Origin of the sequence: Synechococcus sp. L2F, assembly GCF_024345695.1 — a bacterium.
Lineage (GTDB): Bacteria > Cyanobacteriota > Cyanobacteriia > PCC-6307 > Cyanobiaceae > MW101C3.
In genome coordinates this window covers 91,151-108,490 of record NZ_JAGQBP010000001.1, presented here as the reverse complement: position 1 = coordinate 108,490, position 17,340 = coordinate 91,151, and the positions used below count along the sequence as shown (strand labels likewise).

The following is a 17,340-nucleotide window of genomic DNA, read 5'->3' as shown; positions in this document are numbered from 1 at the left end:
CGCCCCTTAGGTAAGCAGCACGGTGGCCGGCGCAGACTCAGAACCATCGATAAACCGCGGCGCGGAAGTGGGGGGCTCAGCCGTCATGGACTGATCTGCTCCGGTGCGTCTCGGGTCGCTCCAGATACCCCGCCGCCCACACCGCCGGGGCAATCCCGCGGGGCACGATCTGCCGGTAGGCCTCACTGGCGAGGATCTCCTTCACGGCCTCCCCGAGCAGCTCATTGGAGCGGCTGCCGGGCAGCCGGTGGCTGAGGATCTGGTGGATCCGCAGCAGGTACCAGGCAGTGCCATCGAGCCCCGCCTTGAATCGATCCCAGCTGGCGGGGTCGCGGCGGCCATCGAGCACCTGATCGCGGGCGTTGTGGGCCTTGTCGGCCGCCGTCACCAACAGCGAGGTCTCGCTCTTGTGCTCCAGCGAGGTCACATAGCGGGTCTTGCGCACCAGCCAAGGTTCTTTGCCTGCGCCGGTCAGGCCCTCGGCGGTGTCGGTGCAGTCCACCACGATGCCGGCCACCTTTTCCCCAAAGCGTTCGGCGATCGAGGCGTGGCTCTGGCCTGCATCCTCGATCGAGTCGTGCAGCAGTCCGGCGATCGCCTGATCTTCCGTGCCCCCGTCCTCCCAGACCAGACCACTCACGACGATCAGGTGGGAGATGTAGGGCACGGGCTTGCCCTTGCGACGCTGGCGGCTGTGCAGCTGGGCGGCCCAGCGCAGGGCATCGACATAGAGCGGGCTATGGAGATGGGGCTGGGTGGTCATCAGCGATCGGAGGCCGGGGGTGGCAGCCGCTCAAGCAGCAGTTCCAGCTTGCGGTCCTGCTCGCGCAGCACTCCCAGGAAGCCGGCAGCGGTCAGAGCCAGCACGATCAGCCAGGCCAGGGACGTCCATAGAACGGCCTTGAGGACCCCGGAACCTCCCACCGCTGCAGGAGATGCATCGGCATGGAGGACCGTTGCGGCGGCTGCCGTGTCTCCGGCGTCCAGATTGAGGACCAGCCGCAGCAGCGCTTCCGGCGTCACTGGGACGAGCGCGGAGCTCAGTGCTGTCGATTGCGAGGTCTCCAGCAATTCCTGCCGGCAGCGATGCAGTCCACCACCTGCCCAGAACATCCCCCACGCTCTGTTGTTCCGCTGCAGCACCACCCACCGCTCGGGTCTGGCGTCAAGGCGCACCAGCTGAGCGGCCTTGGCCAGCGACCAGCTACGGCCAGCAGCAACAGAGGGATGGGCTTCCAGTAGCAACTTCCCTTGCGGATCACGAGTGAAACCCGTCACCACCTGCAGCGCAAAGACATCCACGATCTGGCAGTGCACCGCTCGCTGGGCTTCGCTCCACTCCGGTGCCATGAAAAGCAGTGCACCGCCGTGGCGGTGCAGGCAGTCCTTGGCGAGCTGGTTTTCGTGCACTACACCCCTATTCCCGGGAGAGCAACGCTAGGGAGAGTTGTGGGTCCCGCAAACAGCGACGGAGGCCTTGACGCCACCCGTAACCGATATGGACGCTTCCATCACTCCTCCTCGTCGGCCCCACCCACTGGCACCAGGCGTATCTGCTTGCGGCCCAGCTTGATTTCGAACTCATCGCCAGGCTTGAGATCCAGCAACGCGGAGTAGGCCTTGCCCACCAGCAGGTTGCCGTTGCCCTGAACCGTGGCGACGTAGCTCAAGCTGCGACCAGCCTTCCCTTTGCCGTTGCCACCACCCTCTCCGAGGCTGACGCCTTTGGCTTCCAGCAGCGCCTCATAGAAGGCGGTGAAGTTCAGCCGCTCGCTGCCGTCCTTCTTGGTGCTCACATAACCGGCAGCCCGTACCAGATCGGATTTGGAAGCATCGCCCTGCTCCTTGACTTTGGCGAGCAGTTCAGATCCGGTGAGGGCCATCGTGATGAAGCATCAATTAACTGAACCTTAACAATCAGGCTGTTGGCGGCCAGAGCAAGAAGGTGCGGGTGTCCGCCCCATCATCGGAGGCTTTAGCAGGCCACACCGTCACCATTCCCATCCAGGTAGGTGTGGCCCTGGCGCAGCAACTCCTGGGCCTTGGTAAAGCTGCCGTTCTGCTTGCAGCGGTAACGCTGACCTACCTTCGCAGCTGGGACTGTCCCAGCAGTAGCCACACCTGAACTGACCGCACGGCTGCTTCCACCCGTACGCCGGGCCAGGCGAAAGTCCCAGGGCCGGGTGATGCCGCCCGGCACCCTCCACACCCCGAAGCGGCTGCGGGATGCCCAGAACTCGGCATCCAGATACTCCTTGGCATTGCACTGGCTCAGGTATTGGCAGTAGGCAAATGCCATTCCGTCTACCACCAGCACCAGGTTCAGATTCACTTCCCCGATCATCTCCGCCACCCTGTCGCCGTCGCAATCCAGGAAGGTGTGGCATTGACGCAGCAGTTTTGGAACATGGAAACGCTGATGTATTGAATACTCGCCCAGGAGCTTGAAGACTTCCGGTCGGCTCCACTCGCTGCGCGAAAGCCCCCCATGGTCACAGTGCCCCCAACCCCTCCTTCAATCCCTCGGTGACCGCAGCCAGAAACGGCAAATCGAGGGTGTCGATCGTGTCGCTCATCTGGTGGTAGTGGGGATTGCGCAGGAAGGAGGTGTCGGTCACCATCGCAGCGTTGTAGCCCGCATCCCAGAAGGGGCTGTGGTCGCTCAGGCGCACATCGGGCATGGCATGGCCGGCAGCGGGCACCGGCAGCAGCTTGGTGATCACCTGCTGGCCCATGCGGCCAACGATCCCCGACAGCATCGGTGTGGCGGTGAGGTTGCCCACCACGGCGATGAAGTCGCCACGGTTGCCATACACCGCCTGCATGGCCGGGATGGGGTAGCGCTGAGTAGCGCTGGTGTAGGCAAGCATCTCCAGGCTCACCATCAGCTGCAGTTTCTGGCCGCTGGCCTTGAGATCACGCGCCAGGGCCCTGCTTCCGAGCATGCCCCATTCCTCCTGATCAAACGCCACGAGCCACACCGGTCTCCTGGGTGGATGGTCCGACCAGTGGCGGGCCAGCTCGATCAGGGCCGCCAGACCGGAAGCGTTGTCATCGGCGCCGATCGAATGCAGGGGTCCGTCGTAGTGGGCCGCCACCAGCAGGGGATCGAGCTCAGGGCGCTGGCCGGGGAGCTTGAGGATCAGGTTGGTGCCCGCATCGATCCCTTCCGAGAAGCGGTGTTCTTCCACGGGACCAAGTGCGCCGAGCTGCTCCTTGAGATAGGTCCGAACCGCCATCAGGCCCATGGGGTCCCAGCGGGCATGGCGGGGCCGGGCCAGTTGCTGCAGATGCTCCAGCAGTCGGGTGTGGTCTGGGGCGAGCTTGGGAGCGGGGTATTCGATGGTGATCTGCCAGATGTGGCATGAAGCTTACGCGCTTGACACCTGCACTGCAACTGTGCATAATGGGGTGATGGTGAAGGTCTCCGCTCCAGCTGACGCCCTCTACGGCCTCGAGGAGCTCCTCCTCATCGCCGGCAAGCTGCTGGGAGAGGTGATCTCATCTCGCACCGTGCGTCTCTATGCCACTCAGGGGCTGATCGATCGCCCCGGCAAGGAGGGCCGCAGTGCGGTCTATACCCACCGCCATCTCCTGCAATTGGTGTTGGTTCGCGCCCTGGCTCGGCGCGGTCTCAGCCTCTCGGCGATTGCTCCCCTCTGCGTTCTGGCCGACGCCGATCTGGAGCAACAGCTCGAGCAGCTTGATGGGGAAGGGGCGGCGGCCACCGTTCCTTCCCCTCCTGCTTCCCGGGCCGCCCTCGACTACCTCCGGGATCTGCAGTCCTCAGAGGAATCCACCCCCACCAGCGACGACATTCCTGCGCACCTGTTGAGCAAAACCCATTCGCTCAGTCCCGTTCTCGGGATGCTCAGCGAACCCTTCTCTACCCAGGCCCGCTCAGAACGCTCCCCTTCCGGCTCCCGCTACGGGGGGAGCAGTCGCGAAGCCTCCAGCCGCTGGCTCCGTTTCACCCTCGCCCCCGGGATCGAAGTTCACGTCCGCGAATCCGTTTCTCTACCTCCTGCCGGTTCCCGTCGTCAGCAATGGCTCAAGCGCCTTCTGGATCGACTCAACGAATTGATCGACGACCCCTACAGCTGAATCCTTTTTTTCAAGTTCCACCGCCTACCCAGCCATGACCCAACCCACCCTGCGCTTCCGGCCCTTGCGGCCAGCGGTGGCTTCTGATCGCCCGTCACGCCTTGATCTGCTGCTCACGATCACAACCCCTGCCCTGGAGGCTGAGTCCCAACGCCACCAGCGGCCGCCGCTGAATTTGGCCCTGGTGATCGACCGCTCCGGCTCGATGAGCGGCACCAAGCTCAGCTATGCCCGCAAGGCAGCCCGCTTCCTGGCCGGGGAACTCACCGGCCGTGATCGCCTCGCCATCGTCACCTTTGACGACGAGGTGAAAGTGGTCGTGCCTTCCACCCCCGTCAACGATCCCCAGCCCTTCATCGCCGCGATCAACACGATCCACAGCGGCGGCTGCACGGCTCTCTTCGATGGCTGGCGAGCCCGGGGCTACCCAGGTGGCCGAGCACCTCGATCCCGGGGCGATGAACCGGGTGCTGCTGCTCTCCGATGGCCAGGCCAATGAGGGCCTCACCGACCAGGAACAGATTGCCGCCAAGGTGGAGGGCCTGACCCAGCGAGGCATCAGCACCAGTGCCTTTGGCCTGGGGGCGGACTTCGATGAAGACCTGATGGGTGCCATGGCCACTGCTGGCGATGGCACCCTGGCCCACATCGAAACCCCGAGCCAGCTGGCGGATCTTTACGCCTCCGAGCTCCAGGGCCTGGCCACCACCTTCGGGCGGCGGGTGAGCATAGGTCTACGGGTCAAGCACGGCGCCGAGTTGGTCGATCTGCTCAACGACCTCAAGCCCACCGGCGCCGGCAATCACCAGCTCCCCAACCTGCGCGCCGGCCAGGAGCTCAATGTGGGTGTGCAGCTCAAGCTCCCCGCCTGGATCCCCAATCAGGAGATCCTCAGCGTGCGCCTGGCCTGGGATGCCCCCGGCAGCAGCGAACGCCAGACCCTGATCGAGCATCTGCAATTGCCGGTGATGGAAAGCGAGGAGCTCAAGGCACTGGACCCCGATGAGGCGGTGGCTGAACAACTGGCCCTCTTCAAAGCCAACCGTGAACGCAGGCGCGTGATCGAGGAACACGATCGAGGTGATCACAGCACCGCAAGCCTCAGTCTGAGGAATCTGCGCGACAGCCTGTTGAAGATGCCCGCCAGCCAGAAGATCACCCAGGAGCTGGAGCTGCTCAACGAAAAGCTGTCACTGATGCAGAGCGATCCCAAGCTCAGCCGCAAGCGCCTGAGACGCGAATCCCTGCGCTCCAACACCAACGTCTATGAGGGGGACGATGAGCAGTCCTGATGTGGTGGCGATCGGGGATGTGCATGGCTGCGCCTCCCTGCTGGAGCAGGAACTCACCCCGCACCTGGACACCGGCGCCGAGTTGATCTTTTTGGGGGACCTGATCGACCGGTCCCCTGAGCCCGATGGCGATCGCAAGGTCTTGGAGCGGGTCTGGCAGCTGCAGGACAACCCAGCGGCCTACGGCTTGGCGGGTGTGACCGTGCTGCGGGGCAACCACGAGCAGATGCTGCTGGACGCCATGGCCCTATCGACCCCAGAGGAAGACTTCGATCTGTGGCGCTGCAACGGCGGCAACAGGAATCTCCTCCCCCTGGCCCGCGAACGCAAACAGTGGTTCAGGCAGCTGCCGCTCACGGCGATTCGCGGCAACTACCTGTTTGTGCATGCAGGGGTGCGGCCGGGGATTCCGCTGGAACGCCAGGCCTTCGACGATCTGATCTGGATCCGCAAGCCCTTTCTCTCCCAGCCCCATGGGTTGCCCTACACCGTGGTGCATGGGCATACGTTCCGCAACGACTACCAGGTCACCCGTCTGCCGCATCGGATCGGGATAGACACCGGAGCCTATGAGAGCGGAATACTGACGGCGCTGCGGCTGGAGATTCCATCCGCTTCAACTATGGAGGTAGAGCCATGAGACCTCTGGAAGTTTCTCGTGAGGAACGTCTGGCGTATCTGGATCTTTTTCGGGAGTCGCGCGATCTGGCCATCGACAGCCCCTTCCATTACCTTCTGTTTGATGAGGCCCTGTCTCCGGTCGTGCAGGCGCTCACCCTCGATGAGATTCTCAGCCTGCATCCCACCGATGCCCCCTTTCCGCAGCGTGTCTGGATATGCGAAGACGTGGTGAACCTGGTGGTCCGCAAACGCAACCTCTGGCAGCCAACGCACCCTCTGCCCCAGCCTTATAGACGAACTGGGACGATGATGCTGGTGGTGCCTCCTCTCGACGAAGGCAATCAGCGTGGCCCTGGGTCCTGGGATACCGTCTACAGAACCGGGAAGGAGTGATGCTTATATCTTTCGCCTACCAGGCAGTAGTCAAAGACGGCTGGAATGATTAACGAACTTAAGTAGTTCGAAAAGTATCATTCTGGCATAGAGATCTCATCGGCACATCGAGCCTGCATGCACCCTATTGCAGAAGCTGCTACCATGACCAATTTACCCATAACCCCTCAGCATGTTTATCGATGCGCAGAAAGAATCATTGCAACAACAGAAATGATCGAACGAGAAGGCGCAAGGGATGACTGACTCTCCAAGGCAAGAAACCACCCTTCAAGAACCCCAGGGCGAAAGACTTGAATCTGAAAGACTTGAACGGGCAGAAATTCTTAGAAAGTACAGCGGTCTTGTCAATGATGTCGACTTTGATCAAGTTGAGCTTGGCCTAAAGGAGGCAAACATATTTTCAATCCTTGGCATCCAACGCAGAGAGATTCGTCATTCTAACTTCTTGGCATGGATGTTCGATCCAAATGGAAGTCACGGCATAGGCAATGCCTTTCTGCGTCGCTTTCTTCGCGACATCAGCCTAGAAAGCCCAAAACAGGGACAACCTTCCCTTGACATAGCCGACACTTCGCCCAAGACAGCCGAAATCAGAAGAGAGTGGCGCAACATTGATATACTTGTCATCCTAGACAAACATGTTATCTGTATTGAGAACAAGGTTGATAGCTCTGATCATGAAAATCAACTATCGAAATACAAGAACGTTGTACAAAGTCAGTTCCGAAAGAGTGCCGTTTTTGTTTATTTAACACCTGATGGGAGACCACCCAATGACAAAGGTCAGCACCAACACTATACTAACTATTCGTACGATAAAATCGTCGCACATGCAGAAAGGCTACTACTGCTCCACGAGCGAACACTTCCCTCAAATATAAAGACATATATTAAAGACTACACTCTCAACATTCGGCGTAATCTCATGCAACAGGATCACCTCAACGAGCTGGCTCAAAAACTGTATGCGAACCACAAAGAAGCTCTTGACTTTATCTTTGCAAATAGACCAGACGTAGTTAGTCAAGTTAGAGACTATTTTTCTGCTAAAGTCAGAAATGAGGGATTTGTAGAAGGGTCGAGAAGCAGGGCTTTTGTGCGGTTTACCACGCAAGAGCTTAATAGCTTGCTGCTGAGACAAGGTAATGGCAGTGGTGGCTGGCAGATGAGGGAGCAGTTTTTATTTGAATTTGAATTTTCTGATCGATCAAACAATCAGCTTATTGCGCTCCTCAAGACTGGCGTCCACCCTAGCGGAAATCAGGAGATACGAAGAATCTTAATTGAGATCACAGGATCACCTCCAGTAGACATACCAAGCAGCTCAAGGTTCTCGGTCAGAACCAAACATACATTCACTGTTCTAAGTGACATAACAGGCGGAATTGACGACAACTTAATGAATAACTTTTTTGAGACGGAGTGGCCCAGAATTTTAGATATCGTCAACGATGTGAGTCAGTCCATCTTGGATCGCAGCGAAGAAATCAAGTCCATTTATGGTTCATCTCCCCCTGGCTGATAATGAGTCTGTGAGTTAGAGGAATGCGCCTGATCACCCCCAGCCAGATCTCCCTGTTCAGCCGCAGTTTCAGAGCAGACCCTTGACTTCTCCATCACCCCAAGTCCCGATCCATGTTTTCTCGTGTAGTTACAAGGTCATCTCTGGCCTTGTTAGCGCCAATCCACAGCACCAACCCCGACATCGAGAGCACACCCCATGCTGGAGCCCATTTATTACAACGTTCCACCAGGAAAGGCTGCAAACGAAATCTTGAGGGATGAAGAACTGAAAGAGCTAAACAAACAGTTAGAAGATATTAGCAGATTCATTGAGAGGGATATCATTCTGTACCAGATTGACGTTGGCAAGACGTACAAAGCAAGAAATCACGGCAAGATGGTGCTTGCAGGCAGATTTGTGGAAACAGTAGAGGGGGAGATCCATAAATTCTACATCAATCCAAGTAGTGGAGAAGTTTATCAACGATCTCTAGATGAATGCCTCTTACCGGAAGCGCTAGAGAGCTTGATCAACAATAGCTCCCGAGCAGAAGTAAAAAGCCCCGAAGCAGAGCTGCCGCCGTCCAGCCAATCGAGAAAAGAGTTAATAACTAGTGCGATCTTTGACGAAGAGAGCTCCGCATACAAGACAACATTTGCCTGGAAGCTCCGGGAAGGTGTCGAAGCTCTCGGAATCTTACATCTTCTAATGGATACAAGAGAAGGAAGCAGGGAGATGTCGTTGTTCTATGCTGTTCTATTTGCTCACACGGTTCAACAAACCATTGACGCCTTGAACCTCTACCTTGAGCATGGTCGCTCCGGCAGTCCTGTCGAGCAAGACAACCTCGATGCGCAAGAAAGCATATCGCTGAATTTTGATTCAGTAGCAGAACTCATCAAAGAACATACTAATTGGCACTACTACGAAGCAGAGCTGGAGCTGGGGCCAACCCTTGATTCAGTTCCAGAAGCCATTCAGTTGGCAAGGGAAGCAACCCAGGAATTCATCGAAAGAATCGTACACTCCCCCGATTACAGAATTGGTGACCTCACAAGCACTCTCTCAAACCTGATCAACGACTACTGTCCTGTTGAACCTGAAGACATGCTTGAGGTCGATGACTACAAACTTGACGTTGTATGGGAAGAGGTTGTGGCTGCCACGGGGTGCGCAGAGAAGTTGACAATCGACGTTCTTGTCAAGACAGAAGCTGATTAAGTGAGTATGACCAGGGTGGATTGCAACTCTGCCTCACTGGCCTGCTCTACAGAGAACCTCAACGACTAACTCATTTATGGCACCTGCTTGCCTGATTGCCCCCAGCCAGCTCTCCCTCTTCAGCCGCAGTCCTCGGATCGGAGCCTGGTGGGAGCAGCTTAAAGCCAGGGGTCTCTTCACGGGTGAACAACCACTCCCTTCTTCTCTTGATGAACAGCTCTTCGCCGATGGCCTGTGCCTTGAGCAGGTGTTGCTCAACCAGCTTGAGGCCGAGGGCTATCGCATCGCCCGCCTTCCCGGCAAGCAGAACGAGACTGATTACGTCGCCACCCGCGAGGCGATGGAAGCAGGGTTTGACTTCATCCATCAGGCCTCACTGAACAACGGGGAGATCCGCGGCTCGGCCGATGTGCTGCGCAGGATTCCCAAGCCATCAGTTCTCGGCGACTGGAGTTACATCCCGATCGAGTGCAAGCTGGCCAGCAAGCCCCGCACCACCTTCCTGGTCCAGGCCTGTACCTACTGCGAACTTCTTACCCCCCTGCTGGGACACCGGCCCGATCGCTTCGAGTTGTTTCTCGGTGGTGGCCGCTTCCAGACCTATGACACCGATCGTTTCTGGGCCTGGTATCAACAGCTCCGCAACCGCTACCGCGATTTCTGTGCCTCCTTCGATTCCGCCTCACCACCGGAGGATGAACCCGGTGATCACGGCAGCTGGAGCGCCTTCATTGAGGAGCGCCTGATCGCCGAGCGGGATTTGGTTTTGGTGGCCAACATGCGCCAGAACCAGCGCCTCAAGCTCAAGGCCGCCGGGATCCACACAATCGAGCAGCTGGCCGAGCTGCCTTCCGGCTCCAGCATTGCTGGCCTGGCTGCCGAGGCCCTCTTCGAGCTGCGTCAGCAGGCCCAGCTGCAGCTCACGCCCCATGGGACCGATGGCAAGCCCGCCTTCCTGGTGCGCCCCCTGCAGCCAGGCAAGGGCCTGGCCGCCCTGCCCGCCGCCGATGCCGGGGACATCTGGTTCGACATGGAGGGCATCCAGGATGCGGTTGCTGCCAAGAAGCTCGAATACCTCTTTGGGGCCTGCTACCGGGAGGCCCCCGCTCAGCCGGCAGCCTTCATCGCCTGGTGGGGTCATTGCCCCATGGGAGAGAAGCGTGCCTTCGAGGGGTTTGTGGATTGGGTGGAGGAACGGCGGCGCCGTCATCCAGGCCTGCACGTCTACCACTACGCCAGCTATGAGAAGTCGGCGATGCGCCGCCTCTCCCAGCAACACCAGACCCGTGAGGCGGTGATCGACGACTGGTTGCGCAGCGATCTGCTCTGCGACCTGCTGCCGATCGTCACCCGCTCGATCGTGCTCGGTGAGGGCAGCTACTCGATCAAGAAGGTGGAGGGGCTCTACATGGGCCCCCGTGACGCCGATGTCACCAACGCCGGTGATTCTGTTGTCGCCTACCTGCACTGGCAGTCCTCCAGTGAGCCTTCCCTTCCGGGACCCGCCCCAGAAGGCAGCCCCAGGCTTCAGGGGATCGAGGACTACAACCGCGACGACTGCGTCTCCACCGTGCTGCTGCACGACTGGCTGCTGGAGCTGCGCCGTGCCCAGGGCCTGCCCGAGCAACCGCTCGAGCATCCGGAGGAGGAACGCCCTGAGGCCGAACCCTGGCCCCTGGAAGCCCTCAGCGCCCGGTTGATCGCCGAGTTGCCCGAGCAGCTCCAGAGCGATCCAGCCGCCAATGCCCCAGAAGCCGAGCTGATCGCCCAGGAGCAACTGGGTTCACGCGGCCTCAACTGGCGGGTGCAGCGCCTGCTGGCCCAGCTGCTGCCGTTCCATCACCGCGAGGCCAAGGTGGCCTGGTGGGCCTACTTCGATCGCAGGGGCAAGGCCCTCCAGAGTCCTGATGATCTCGACGCCGATGGCGAGGCGATCAACGGAGCCGTCTGGCAAAGCGTTGAGAGCGTGCCGAGTCCCAGAACCGGCTCCGACTGGCACACCTTCTGCTTCGATCCAAGTCAGACCCTCAAACTCTATGTCGCCCAAGGTGATGGCTCCATCAAGCTGGAGATCCCTGAGACAGGCCAGAAGCTCCAGGCCGTGGTGATCGACGGCGAGCGGGGCACCCTCACTCTCAAGTACCCCTGGAGCGCCAGAGACAAGCGGCAAGCCGCCGGCCAGCCGGTGGAGCTTCCCAGGGGTCCCATCGCCCTGATCAAGGTTCCCGAGGACATCAGCGAGCTCCTACGGGACAGCCTGCTGGCCCAGGCCGAGAGCTGGGTGGATGGTGGTAAGCCTATCCCTGCCGCCATCGTTCACCTGCTGGAGCGCCGTGCCATCGAGCCCCTGATCGGGCTCAATGCTTCCCTCGCAGCCGATCCGAGCGCTTTGCCCGCCCAACTGGCTGAGTTTCTGGCCTCCCACAGTGATCTGACCCTGGCGCTCCAGGGCCCCCCAGGCACGGGCAAAACCACCGTCACCGCCGAGGTCATTGCCGAGTTGGTGCAACGCGGTCTGCGGGTGGCGATCAGTTCGAACAGCCACGCCGCGATCAACAACCTGCTGCTCAAGGCCCACAGCACCTGTGCCGCCCGTGGCCTCAGCCAGCAGGTGGTGAAGTGCAGCACCGCCAAGGACGACAAAGGCTTGGTCGGCCAGTCCGTGGCGCTATGCAAACCCGATGCCCTCACAGGCTCGATGGCCGTGGTGGGCGGCACGGCCTGGATGTTCGCTCGCCCCGTGATGGAGGAGCTCTTCGACTGGCTGGTGGTGGATGAGGCGGGGCAGATGTCCCTGGCCAATCTGCTGGTGATGGCCCGCTGCGCCCGAGGAATCCTGCTGGTGGGGGATCAACAGCAGCTGGCCCAGCCCAGCCAGGCCGATCACCCGGGAGAAAGCGGCAGCTCCTGCCTGGAGTATCTGATGCAGGACAAGGCGGTGGTGCCGGCCGATCGGGGCGTGTTCCTGGCCACCAGCTGGCGGATGGAACCCTCGCTCACCGCCATGGTGTCGGCGCTCTTCTACGACGGCCGCCTCAAGGCCAGCCCAGCCAATGCGATCAACCGGATCGAGTGGCGGGAGCCCTTCACCGGAAGCCATGGTGGAATCCTGCCCAGCCAAGGGTTGGTGTTTGAGGCGGTTGAGCACACCGGCTGCAGCGTCAGCTCAGAAGAAGAAATCGAGCGGATCGCTCAGCTGGTGGAGGCTCTGCTGGGCTCCAGCTACCGCCATGCCAGCAGCGGCGGTGAACGCTGTGGGCTGTTGACCCCAGACGACATCCTGGTAACCGCCCCCTACAACGTTCAGGTGAACCGGCTGCAGCAACGGCTGGGTACCCGCGCACGGGTGGGAACGGTGGACCGATTCCAGGGCCAGGAGGCCCCCGTGGCCATCCACTCCCTCACCGCCAGCGACGGAGACACCGCCCCCCGGGGCCTGGGTTTCCTGCTGCAGCCCAACCGGCTCAACGTGGCCATCAGCCGTGCCCGTTGCCTCTCGATCGTGGTGGGCTCACCCGGCCTCGTGACGGGTATCGCCAACACTGTGGCGGAGGCGGAGCAGATCAATCGGTTGTGCCGCTTGGCCCAAGTTCCTATGGAAGGATGATCTCAGAAATTTCAACTGAACTGACTTGGATTCCCTTCTCAATCCATTGAGGAACAGCCTATTTTGATCAATTGTGCGACTGGCGTGATCCTCTTGAGCTTGAAGTGATCGAGATGGAGAGGCGTCAACTTCCCCGACAGAGGGGGAGACAGAGCACCTAAGCTGAAGAAAGTGCCATTCTATCATTTGTTCTACATCGGAGAAATATATGTCGTTCAACGTCAAGTCTTGGCTGGTAGATGCGGTGGTCGATTCTGTACTGGCCGAGCCATCTGGCTTACGTCACGGAATCACTGGCTTCTGGCTCGCATCGCTGAATCGCGTACGCCATGAGCGCATCCTGAGAATTGGCACGCTCCATGGGCATCACTTCTTGCTTACCGCTGAGATTGACCCGATTGCGACGCACGTGATGGACCCGAAGCGTCTTGATGAGTACGTCGAGCATGAGATCCTCAAGCACTCCAAAGACAAGGACTCCTATTCCATAGAAGCTGCTCGCACCCACGTACAAGAATGCATCGAGAAAGGGCGCATCGTCGTCGCCTTCCGGAATGCTCGTGCCTTCACTGAAGGGTTCAAGAGCAATGGGCGCAACTCCATCTGGTATGAGGAAGATCAGTGACATTGAAACCCAACCCAACAGCCCAAGACCTCACACCCCATGCCTACAAACGCCAAGGCCCGCCTGACACCCATCAGCCGTGCCCATTGCCTCTCGAACACAGTGGCCGAAGCAGAGCAGATCACCCGGTTGTGCCGGATCCTGCAGGAAAGCCTTCGTGGTAGCGGCCAGTGGATTGGTAGCGAATCCGCTGATTGATCGCGTCCATGCTGAAGTTAAACAGTTCACCGTCGTTGAGGTCGACGAACTGACCGGCAAGAAAGAGGCCCTGTTCGATCGTTTCCACCAGCTGGCCATAGTCAATTCGGTGGAGGTGTGCCTGGTTCCCGTAGGAGTCCTTGATGGCCGCGAACAGCGCTGAGAGATTCTCGCTGAACTCCTCATCGAACACCTCATCGGAGGACATACCCTCCGGCAGGTTGTACGCCGTGGGGCGCAGCAAGGGAACTACGTCCGGCACGACGACATCCTCCTCCGGTGCATAGACCATCGGGCAGCTGCCACGGGTTTCGAGCATCCACTCCAGAAGCCTGTCCAGACCCTCCGCATCAGCGGTCATCAGCGCCACGTCACCGTCCTCGTCCGGCTGGCTCTTCACCCAGTCGATCGCCTGGATGGCTGCCATGCCATGGCCCTCGTCCATCCATGGCAAGAGATCCTGCAAGGAACAACCACCGAACCCCTCATCCACAAGGCTGTCGATGCTGCGGGTCGTGCTGCCGAGCTGATTGAGCCACCGCAGGGTCGCTGGAGCGAGATCGGTCATGGTGCGGCCGGGAGCACGGAAGCCGCGCATCTTACTCTAAACTCACAGTTGCAGTGGCACTGTTGTCCTTTTAGGTTTTAGGCTCGGGCTTGTCCTGGCCTGGGCGCTCTGGCTTGCGAAACAAACGGCAGAGCGAGATAGGCCATCGGCGTTGCTCCAGCCATGCCCACTGCGTCGGCTCGGGCCTCTGCGCCCCATCAATCTCTGTGGAGCCGAGGCTATGCCGTCACAACTACCCCATTAACCACCAGGGCTGGTGATTATCTGCTGATCTTCCCCATGAAAAGGGCGCCCCGTGTCGGGCGCCCTTGGGCCGGTTGCAGGGCTTGGGCTCGCGCTGCCCTGGTCGAGGCCTCTGATTCATTAATAGATCCGCCTGCCTTGCTTGTCAGTACGGCAAGCCGATCACGGTGGTGGGGGCCTCAACTGCAGATAGAACCAGCTCACCACAGGGGGCTGCAGGGAACCCAGCCCGCCTTGCGTTTCTCACCCCAGAGCTTGAGGGCTTCATCCCGGCTGATCTCCCGGCGGTTCTTCAGCAACGAGACCGCCTCGCCGGGAAGCAACTCGCCACTGGTGATTTCCAATCGTTGGTAGGTGCGCTCCCCGTGGGTCGGGCGAAAGCGCAGCACCTGACGGCCGTCGCTCAGCCAGCCCTCCTTTGGGGTCAGAGGGACACGAGGTGATCTCCGACTCATGCCTCGGTGAGTCTGGCCTCGATCAACCGGCAGCACTCCTGCACGTCGCTCGCGATCTCAACCCCTTCGGCGAGCGAGCAGAAGAACTCACGCCACAGCGGCGGCACCGCCAGCAGGATCAGCGGCCTGCCCGCATTGAGCGCATGGGCGGCTTCTGAGGCTGTGCCTGGGCCGCCGGCCCCGCAGATCACCACCACATCGGCGCTGAGCACGTTGATCACGTTGCGGGCCTTGCCCATGCCGGTGAACAGGGCCAGATCCAGCTCCGCCGTGCATTGCCTGCCGTCACCCTCCCCTTCATCGGGCAGCACCCCCACCACCAGGTGCCCCTCCACCCGCACCGCGCCGCGGCTGGCCGCCGCCATCACCCCCGCCGGTCGGCCACCGGTGAGCAGCACCCATCCCCAGGTGCTGATGCACTCCCCCAGCTCCTCGGCCAGGGCCACCGCCTCAGCGGAAGCGCCCTCTCCAGCACCCATCACACCCACCACCGCACGCCGGATGCTCATGCCACCTCCGGGCACCAGCCCTGCTGGCGCGTCATGTCCTCGGTCCAACCCTGGCATCGGCAGGCGAGGTGCCCCGTCCACTCTCTAGCGCCCACTGTGCAGCTACCAGCTCTGGAAAACGAGCACCAGCATCAAGTGCTGCGGGGATTGCACCTGCCCATGTGTTCGGATAAGCCTTGGCTGACATGAACCAAGTGTATGGATGCCAGATCTCATAAGACCAGTAATATTACTACATGGTCCGGTCAGCGGTCCATTATCGGTCCACCAGCGTTGGCTAACTCAAGCCCAGCCCTGTAATGGCAAAGGATCTCAGGCACCAAACACCACCAGGAGATGGTCGCCGATGGTGACAGCGGTGGTGGCCCTACCCCTGAAGCCCCAGGCGCCTACCAGCCAAAGAAAGACGATCCAGTCGGCATGGCCTTCTTTCCACTGACTCTCGTTGCATCGTCATCACCAAGGGCACGTTCTGCACATGCATGAATCACCATGCTCATGCACGTTGTGTCCATGAGGCTTCGTGCACAGCCGCCATGGTTCAGGTTGTGCTGCCCGATCAACCCATCCCCGCTTTCGGCAGGAAGGCTTGGGGTTGCCGATCAGCTTGGCCGGCAAGCCAATGGCTGATTGCCGGAGTCAAGACAGCACCGAAGGGGCTGTTTCACGCATGACCCCATCAATGGTCGGCATCCCATGAGAGACGCGCGTCTACTCCCCTGGGCCCTTGGCTGTGAATGGAACCGGAAACGAACTGACGCTGGCCTCAATGATGGCCTCAATGAAGCCGTGCTGGCCTCGGCGGCCGTAGCGTTGATGAGGCTTTCCGTTCGGAGGGTAAGAACGTTGCTGGCTTGCAAGTGACATCTGACTTCGTATAGTCTTGCGATTGAAGTCTGACGTTATCCATTCCTGCAAGTGACATCTGACTCTGTACGTTTTCCGTTGCCCTGAGTGGCTCTGCTGGTAGAGGCAGCAAATGCATTCGGATCGACAGTCCATCGATCGGATGGCGCCCTTGGGAGTCTTGATGAGCGGCTGATGGACTTGGATTGCAACTGCTGCAAAAGAGTGGATGGGTGCAGGCATCGCCTGAAGCAGACACTCACACCTGTGCCACAACGGCCACTGGTCTGTTCAGACCATGGTGTAATGACGCGCCTCGATTAGGCAGCCTGGGTCACATTCGGTCACCGCTGGCTCTGTGGCAATGCTTGCTCCTGGCGAGCAGTTCGATTGACTGACAGGGCTCTGAGTGCCGAAACGATGGACGGACGCTCGCAACGCCTGTTGTTCACCTCGCTGCTTCCCTATTCCCTGGTCCTGGGGTTGCTTCTGCATCTGCCGGCGCGGGCCTCCACCTACCAGGCGCTCTGCGGAACCAGTGCCTGCACCGTGAACCTCGACGCCACCGGTATCGCTGCTCAGGGGCGTTTCATCCCGATCGGTCGGGTGGCCCAGTGGTTCACGGGCGGCCAGGAAACCTTCGACACCACCAACGGCACGGTGGGCGCGATCGGCGGCGGCACCGCCGGGGCGATTGCCGGTGGCGTGCTGCTGGGCCCGATCGGTCTGGTGGGGGGCATGGTGGGCGGAGCCTTCGCGGGCTCCAGGGCCGGGAAGTCGGCCGACCTGTATTTCACGGTGGTGGGCTATGACACCGCCGGCCAGAAAACCACGCTCAGTTTTCGCTTTGTGAATCCGAAACCGGCCAATCAGCTGAAGACAGAACTGCCGATGCTCACCGGTCTGGCGATGGGCCAGGTTCGTCCGATCGCCGAGCTGCAGCGCACCGGCTCCCCTCTGCCGGAGCGTCTGTCGGATCTGCCTCCCTCCCTGGCGATTCCCTCCCAGCCCTACGGCCCGCAGCGTTGAGGCGCAGGCCCGGTTGGTTGCGGCTCAGCCGTCCTGGCTTGGTTGCATCGCACAGCAGCGCGGTTGGAACGCACAAAAGCGCATCAGAGTGGAGCGATACGCAGGCACTGGCCTTGAACGTG

At 60.3% G+C, this 17,340-nt stretch carries 18 protein-coding genes; 10 read left to right on the top strand and 8 right to left on the bottom strand.

The window, feature by feature from the left end; all coding sequences use genetic code 11:
* Positions 1-76: 76 nt before the first annotated feature.
* From KBZ19_RS00545 to KBZ19_RS00525, 5 genes are all read right to left on the bottom strand, one after another.
* Positions 77-763, bottom strand: a complete 687-nt coding sequence (locus KBZ19_RS00545) for an HD domain-containing protein (RefSeq protein ID WP_255099307.1) — start codon at positions 761-763, stop codon at positions 77-79.
* On the bottom strand, positions 763-1,350 hold the full coding sequence (locus tag KBZ19_RS00540; protein WP_255099306.1) for a hypothetical protein: 588 nt from the start codon (positions 1,348-1,350) through the stop codon (positions 763-765). The genes KBZ19_RS00545 and KBZ19_RS00540 overlap by 1 nt, the downstream gene beginning before the upstream one ends.
* A 161-nt stretch (positions 1,351-1,511) precedes the next feature.
* Positions 1,512-1,883, bottom strand: a complete 372-nt coding sequence (locus KBZ19_RS00535; protein WP_255099305.1) for an AbrB family transcriptional regulator — start codon at positions 1,881-1,883, stop codon at positions 1,512-1,514.
* Positions 1,884-1,975: 92 nt separating this feature from the next.
* The gene (locus KBZ19_RS00530; RefSeq protein WP_255099304.1) at positions 1,976-2,299 is read right to left on the bottom strand and encodes a hypothetical protein; all 324 of its coding nucleotides are present in this window, start codon (positions 2,297-2,299) and stop codon (positions 1,976-1,978) included.
* Positions 2,300-2,492: 193 nt separating this feature from the next.
* Entirely contained in the window at positions 2,493-3,239 is a 747-nt protein-coding gene (locus KBZ19_RS00525; protein ID WP_255099303.1) for a M20/M25/M40 family metallo-hydrolase, read from the bottom strand.
* A 175-nt stretch (positions 3,240-3,414) separates the two neighbouring features.
* Here KBZ19_RS00525 and KBZ19_RS00520 point away from each other — a divergent pair, with 175 nt between their 5' ends.
* From KBZ19_RS00520 to KBZ19_RS00480, 9 genes are all read left to right on the top strand, one after another.
* A complete protein-coding gene (locus KBZ19_RS00520) occupies positions 3,415-4,104 on the top strand; it encodes a MerR family transcriptional regulator (RefSeq protein ID WP_255099301.1) in 690 nt (229 codons plus the stop codon).
* Between the two features lie 34 nt (positions 4,105-4,138).
* Positions 4,139-4,603, top strand: coding sequence for a VWA domain-containing protein (locus KBZ19_RS00515; RefSeq protein WP_255099300.1), 465 nt, complete (start codon positions 4,139-4,141; stop codon positions 4,601-4,603).
* On the top strand, positions 4,509-5,396 hold the full coding sequence (locus KBZ19_RS00510) for a hypothetical protein (RefSeq protein WP_255099299.1): 888 nt from the start codon (positions 4,509-4,511) through the stop codon (positions 5,394-5,396). The genes KBZ19_RS00515 and KBZ19_RS00510 overlap by 95 nt, the downstream gene beginning before the upstream one ends.
* Positions 5,383-6,036, top strand: coding sequence for a metallophosphoesterase family protein (locus KBZ19_RS00505; RefSeq protein ID WP_255099298.1), 654 nt, complete (start codon positions 5,383-5,385; stop codon positions 6,034-6,036). The genes KBZ19_RS00510 and KBZ19_RS00505 overlap by 14 nt, the downstream gene beginning before the upstream one ends.
* Complete coding sequence (locus tag KBZ19_RS00500) at positions 6,033-6,410, top strand: hypothetical protein (protein ID WP_255099297.1); 378 nt, start codon at positions 6,033-6,035, stop codon at positions 6,408-6,410. The genes KBZ19_RS00505 and KBZ19_RS00500 overlap by 4 nt, the downstream gene beginning before the upstream one ends.
* 238 nt (positions 6,411-6,648) lie before the next feature.
* Positions 6,649-7,935, top strand: coding sequence for a PD-(D/E)XK nuclease family protein (locus KBZ19_RS00495; protein ID WP_255099296.1), 1,287 nt, complete (start codon positions 6,649-6,651; stop codon positions 7,933-7,935).
* A 198-nt stretch (positions 7,936-8,133) separates the two neighbouring features.
* Positions 8,134-9,138, top strand: a complete 1,005-nt coding sequence (locus KBZ19_RS00490) for a hypothetical protein (RefSeq protein ID WP_255099295.1) — start codon at positions 8,134-8,136, stop codon at positions 9,136-9,138.
* A 76-nt stretch (positions 9,139-9,214) separates the two neighbouring features.
* Positions 9,215-12,745: a TM0106 family RecB-like putative nuclease gene (locus KBZ19_RS00485; RefSeq protein WP_255099294.1), complete on the top strand. Its 3,531-nt coding sequence runs from the start codon at positions 9,215-9,217 to the stop codon at positions 12,743-12,745.
* 208 nt (positions 12,746-12,953) lie between these two features.
* Positions 12,954-13,370 (top strand): hypothetical protein, encoded by a 417-nt coding sequence (locus KBZ19_RS00480; protein WP_255099292.1) that lies wholly within the window; start codon positions 12,954-12,956, stop codon positions 13,368-13,370.
* Between the two features lie 121 nt (positions 13,371-13,491).
* On the opposite strand, the gene KBZ19_RS00475 is transcribed toward KBZ19_RS00480, so the two are convergent.
* The 3 genes from KBZ19_RS00475 to KBZ19_RS00465 form a co-directional block, all read right to left on the bottom strand.
* Complete coding sequence (locus tag KBZ19_RS00475) at positions 13,492-14,136, bottom strand: hypothetical protein (RefSeq protein ID WP_255099291.1); 645 nt, start codon at positions 14,134-14,136, stop codon at positions 13,492-13,494.
* Between the two features lie 443 nt (positions 14,137-14,579).
* Positions 14,580-14,834 carry a DUF1651 domain-containing protein gene (locus tag KBZ19_RS00470; RefSeq protein WP_255099290.1) on the bottom strand — a complete coding sequence of 85 codons (255 nt, stop codon included), beginning with the start codon at positions 14,832-14,834 and terminating at the stop codon, positions 14,580-14,582.
* Positions 14,831-15,343: a hypothetical protein gene (locus KBZ19_RS00465; protein ID WP_255099289.1), complete on the bottom strand. Its 513-nt coding sequence runs from the start codon at positions 15,341-15,343 to the stop codon at positions 14,831-14,833. Before KBZ19_RS00465 ends, KBZ19_RS00470 begins: the two co-directional genes overlap by 4 nt.
* A gap of 1,236 nt (positions 15,344-16,579) precedes the next feature.
* Between KBZ19_RS00465 and KBZ19_RS00460 the strand changes: the two genes are divergently transcribed.
* On the top strand, positions 16,580-17,218 hold the full coding sequence (locus tag KBZ19_RS00460; RefSeq protein WP_255099288.1) for a hypothetical protein: 639 nt from the start codon (positions 16,580-16,582) through the stop codon (positions 17,216-17,218).
* Positions 17,219-17,340 lie beyond the last annotated feature (122 nt).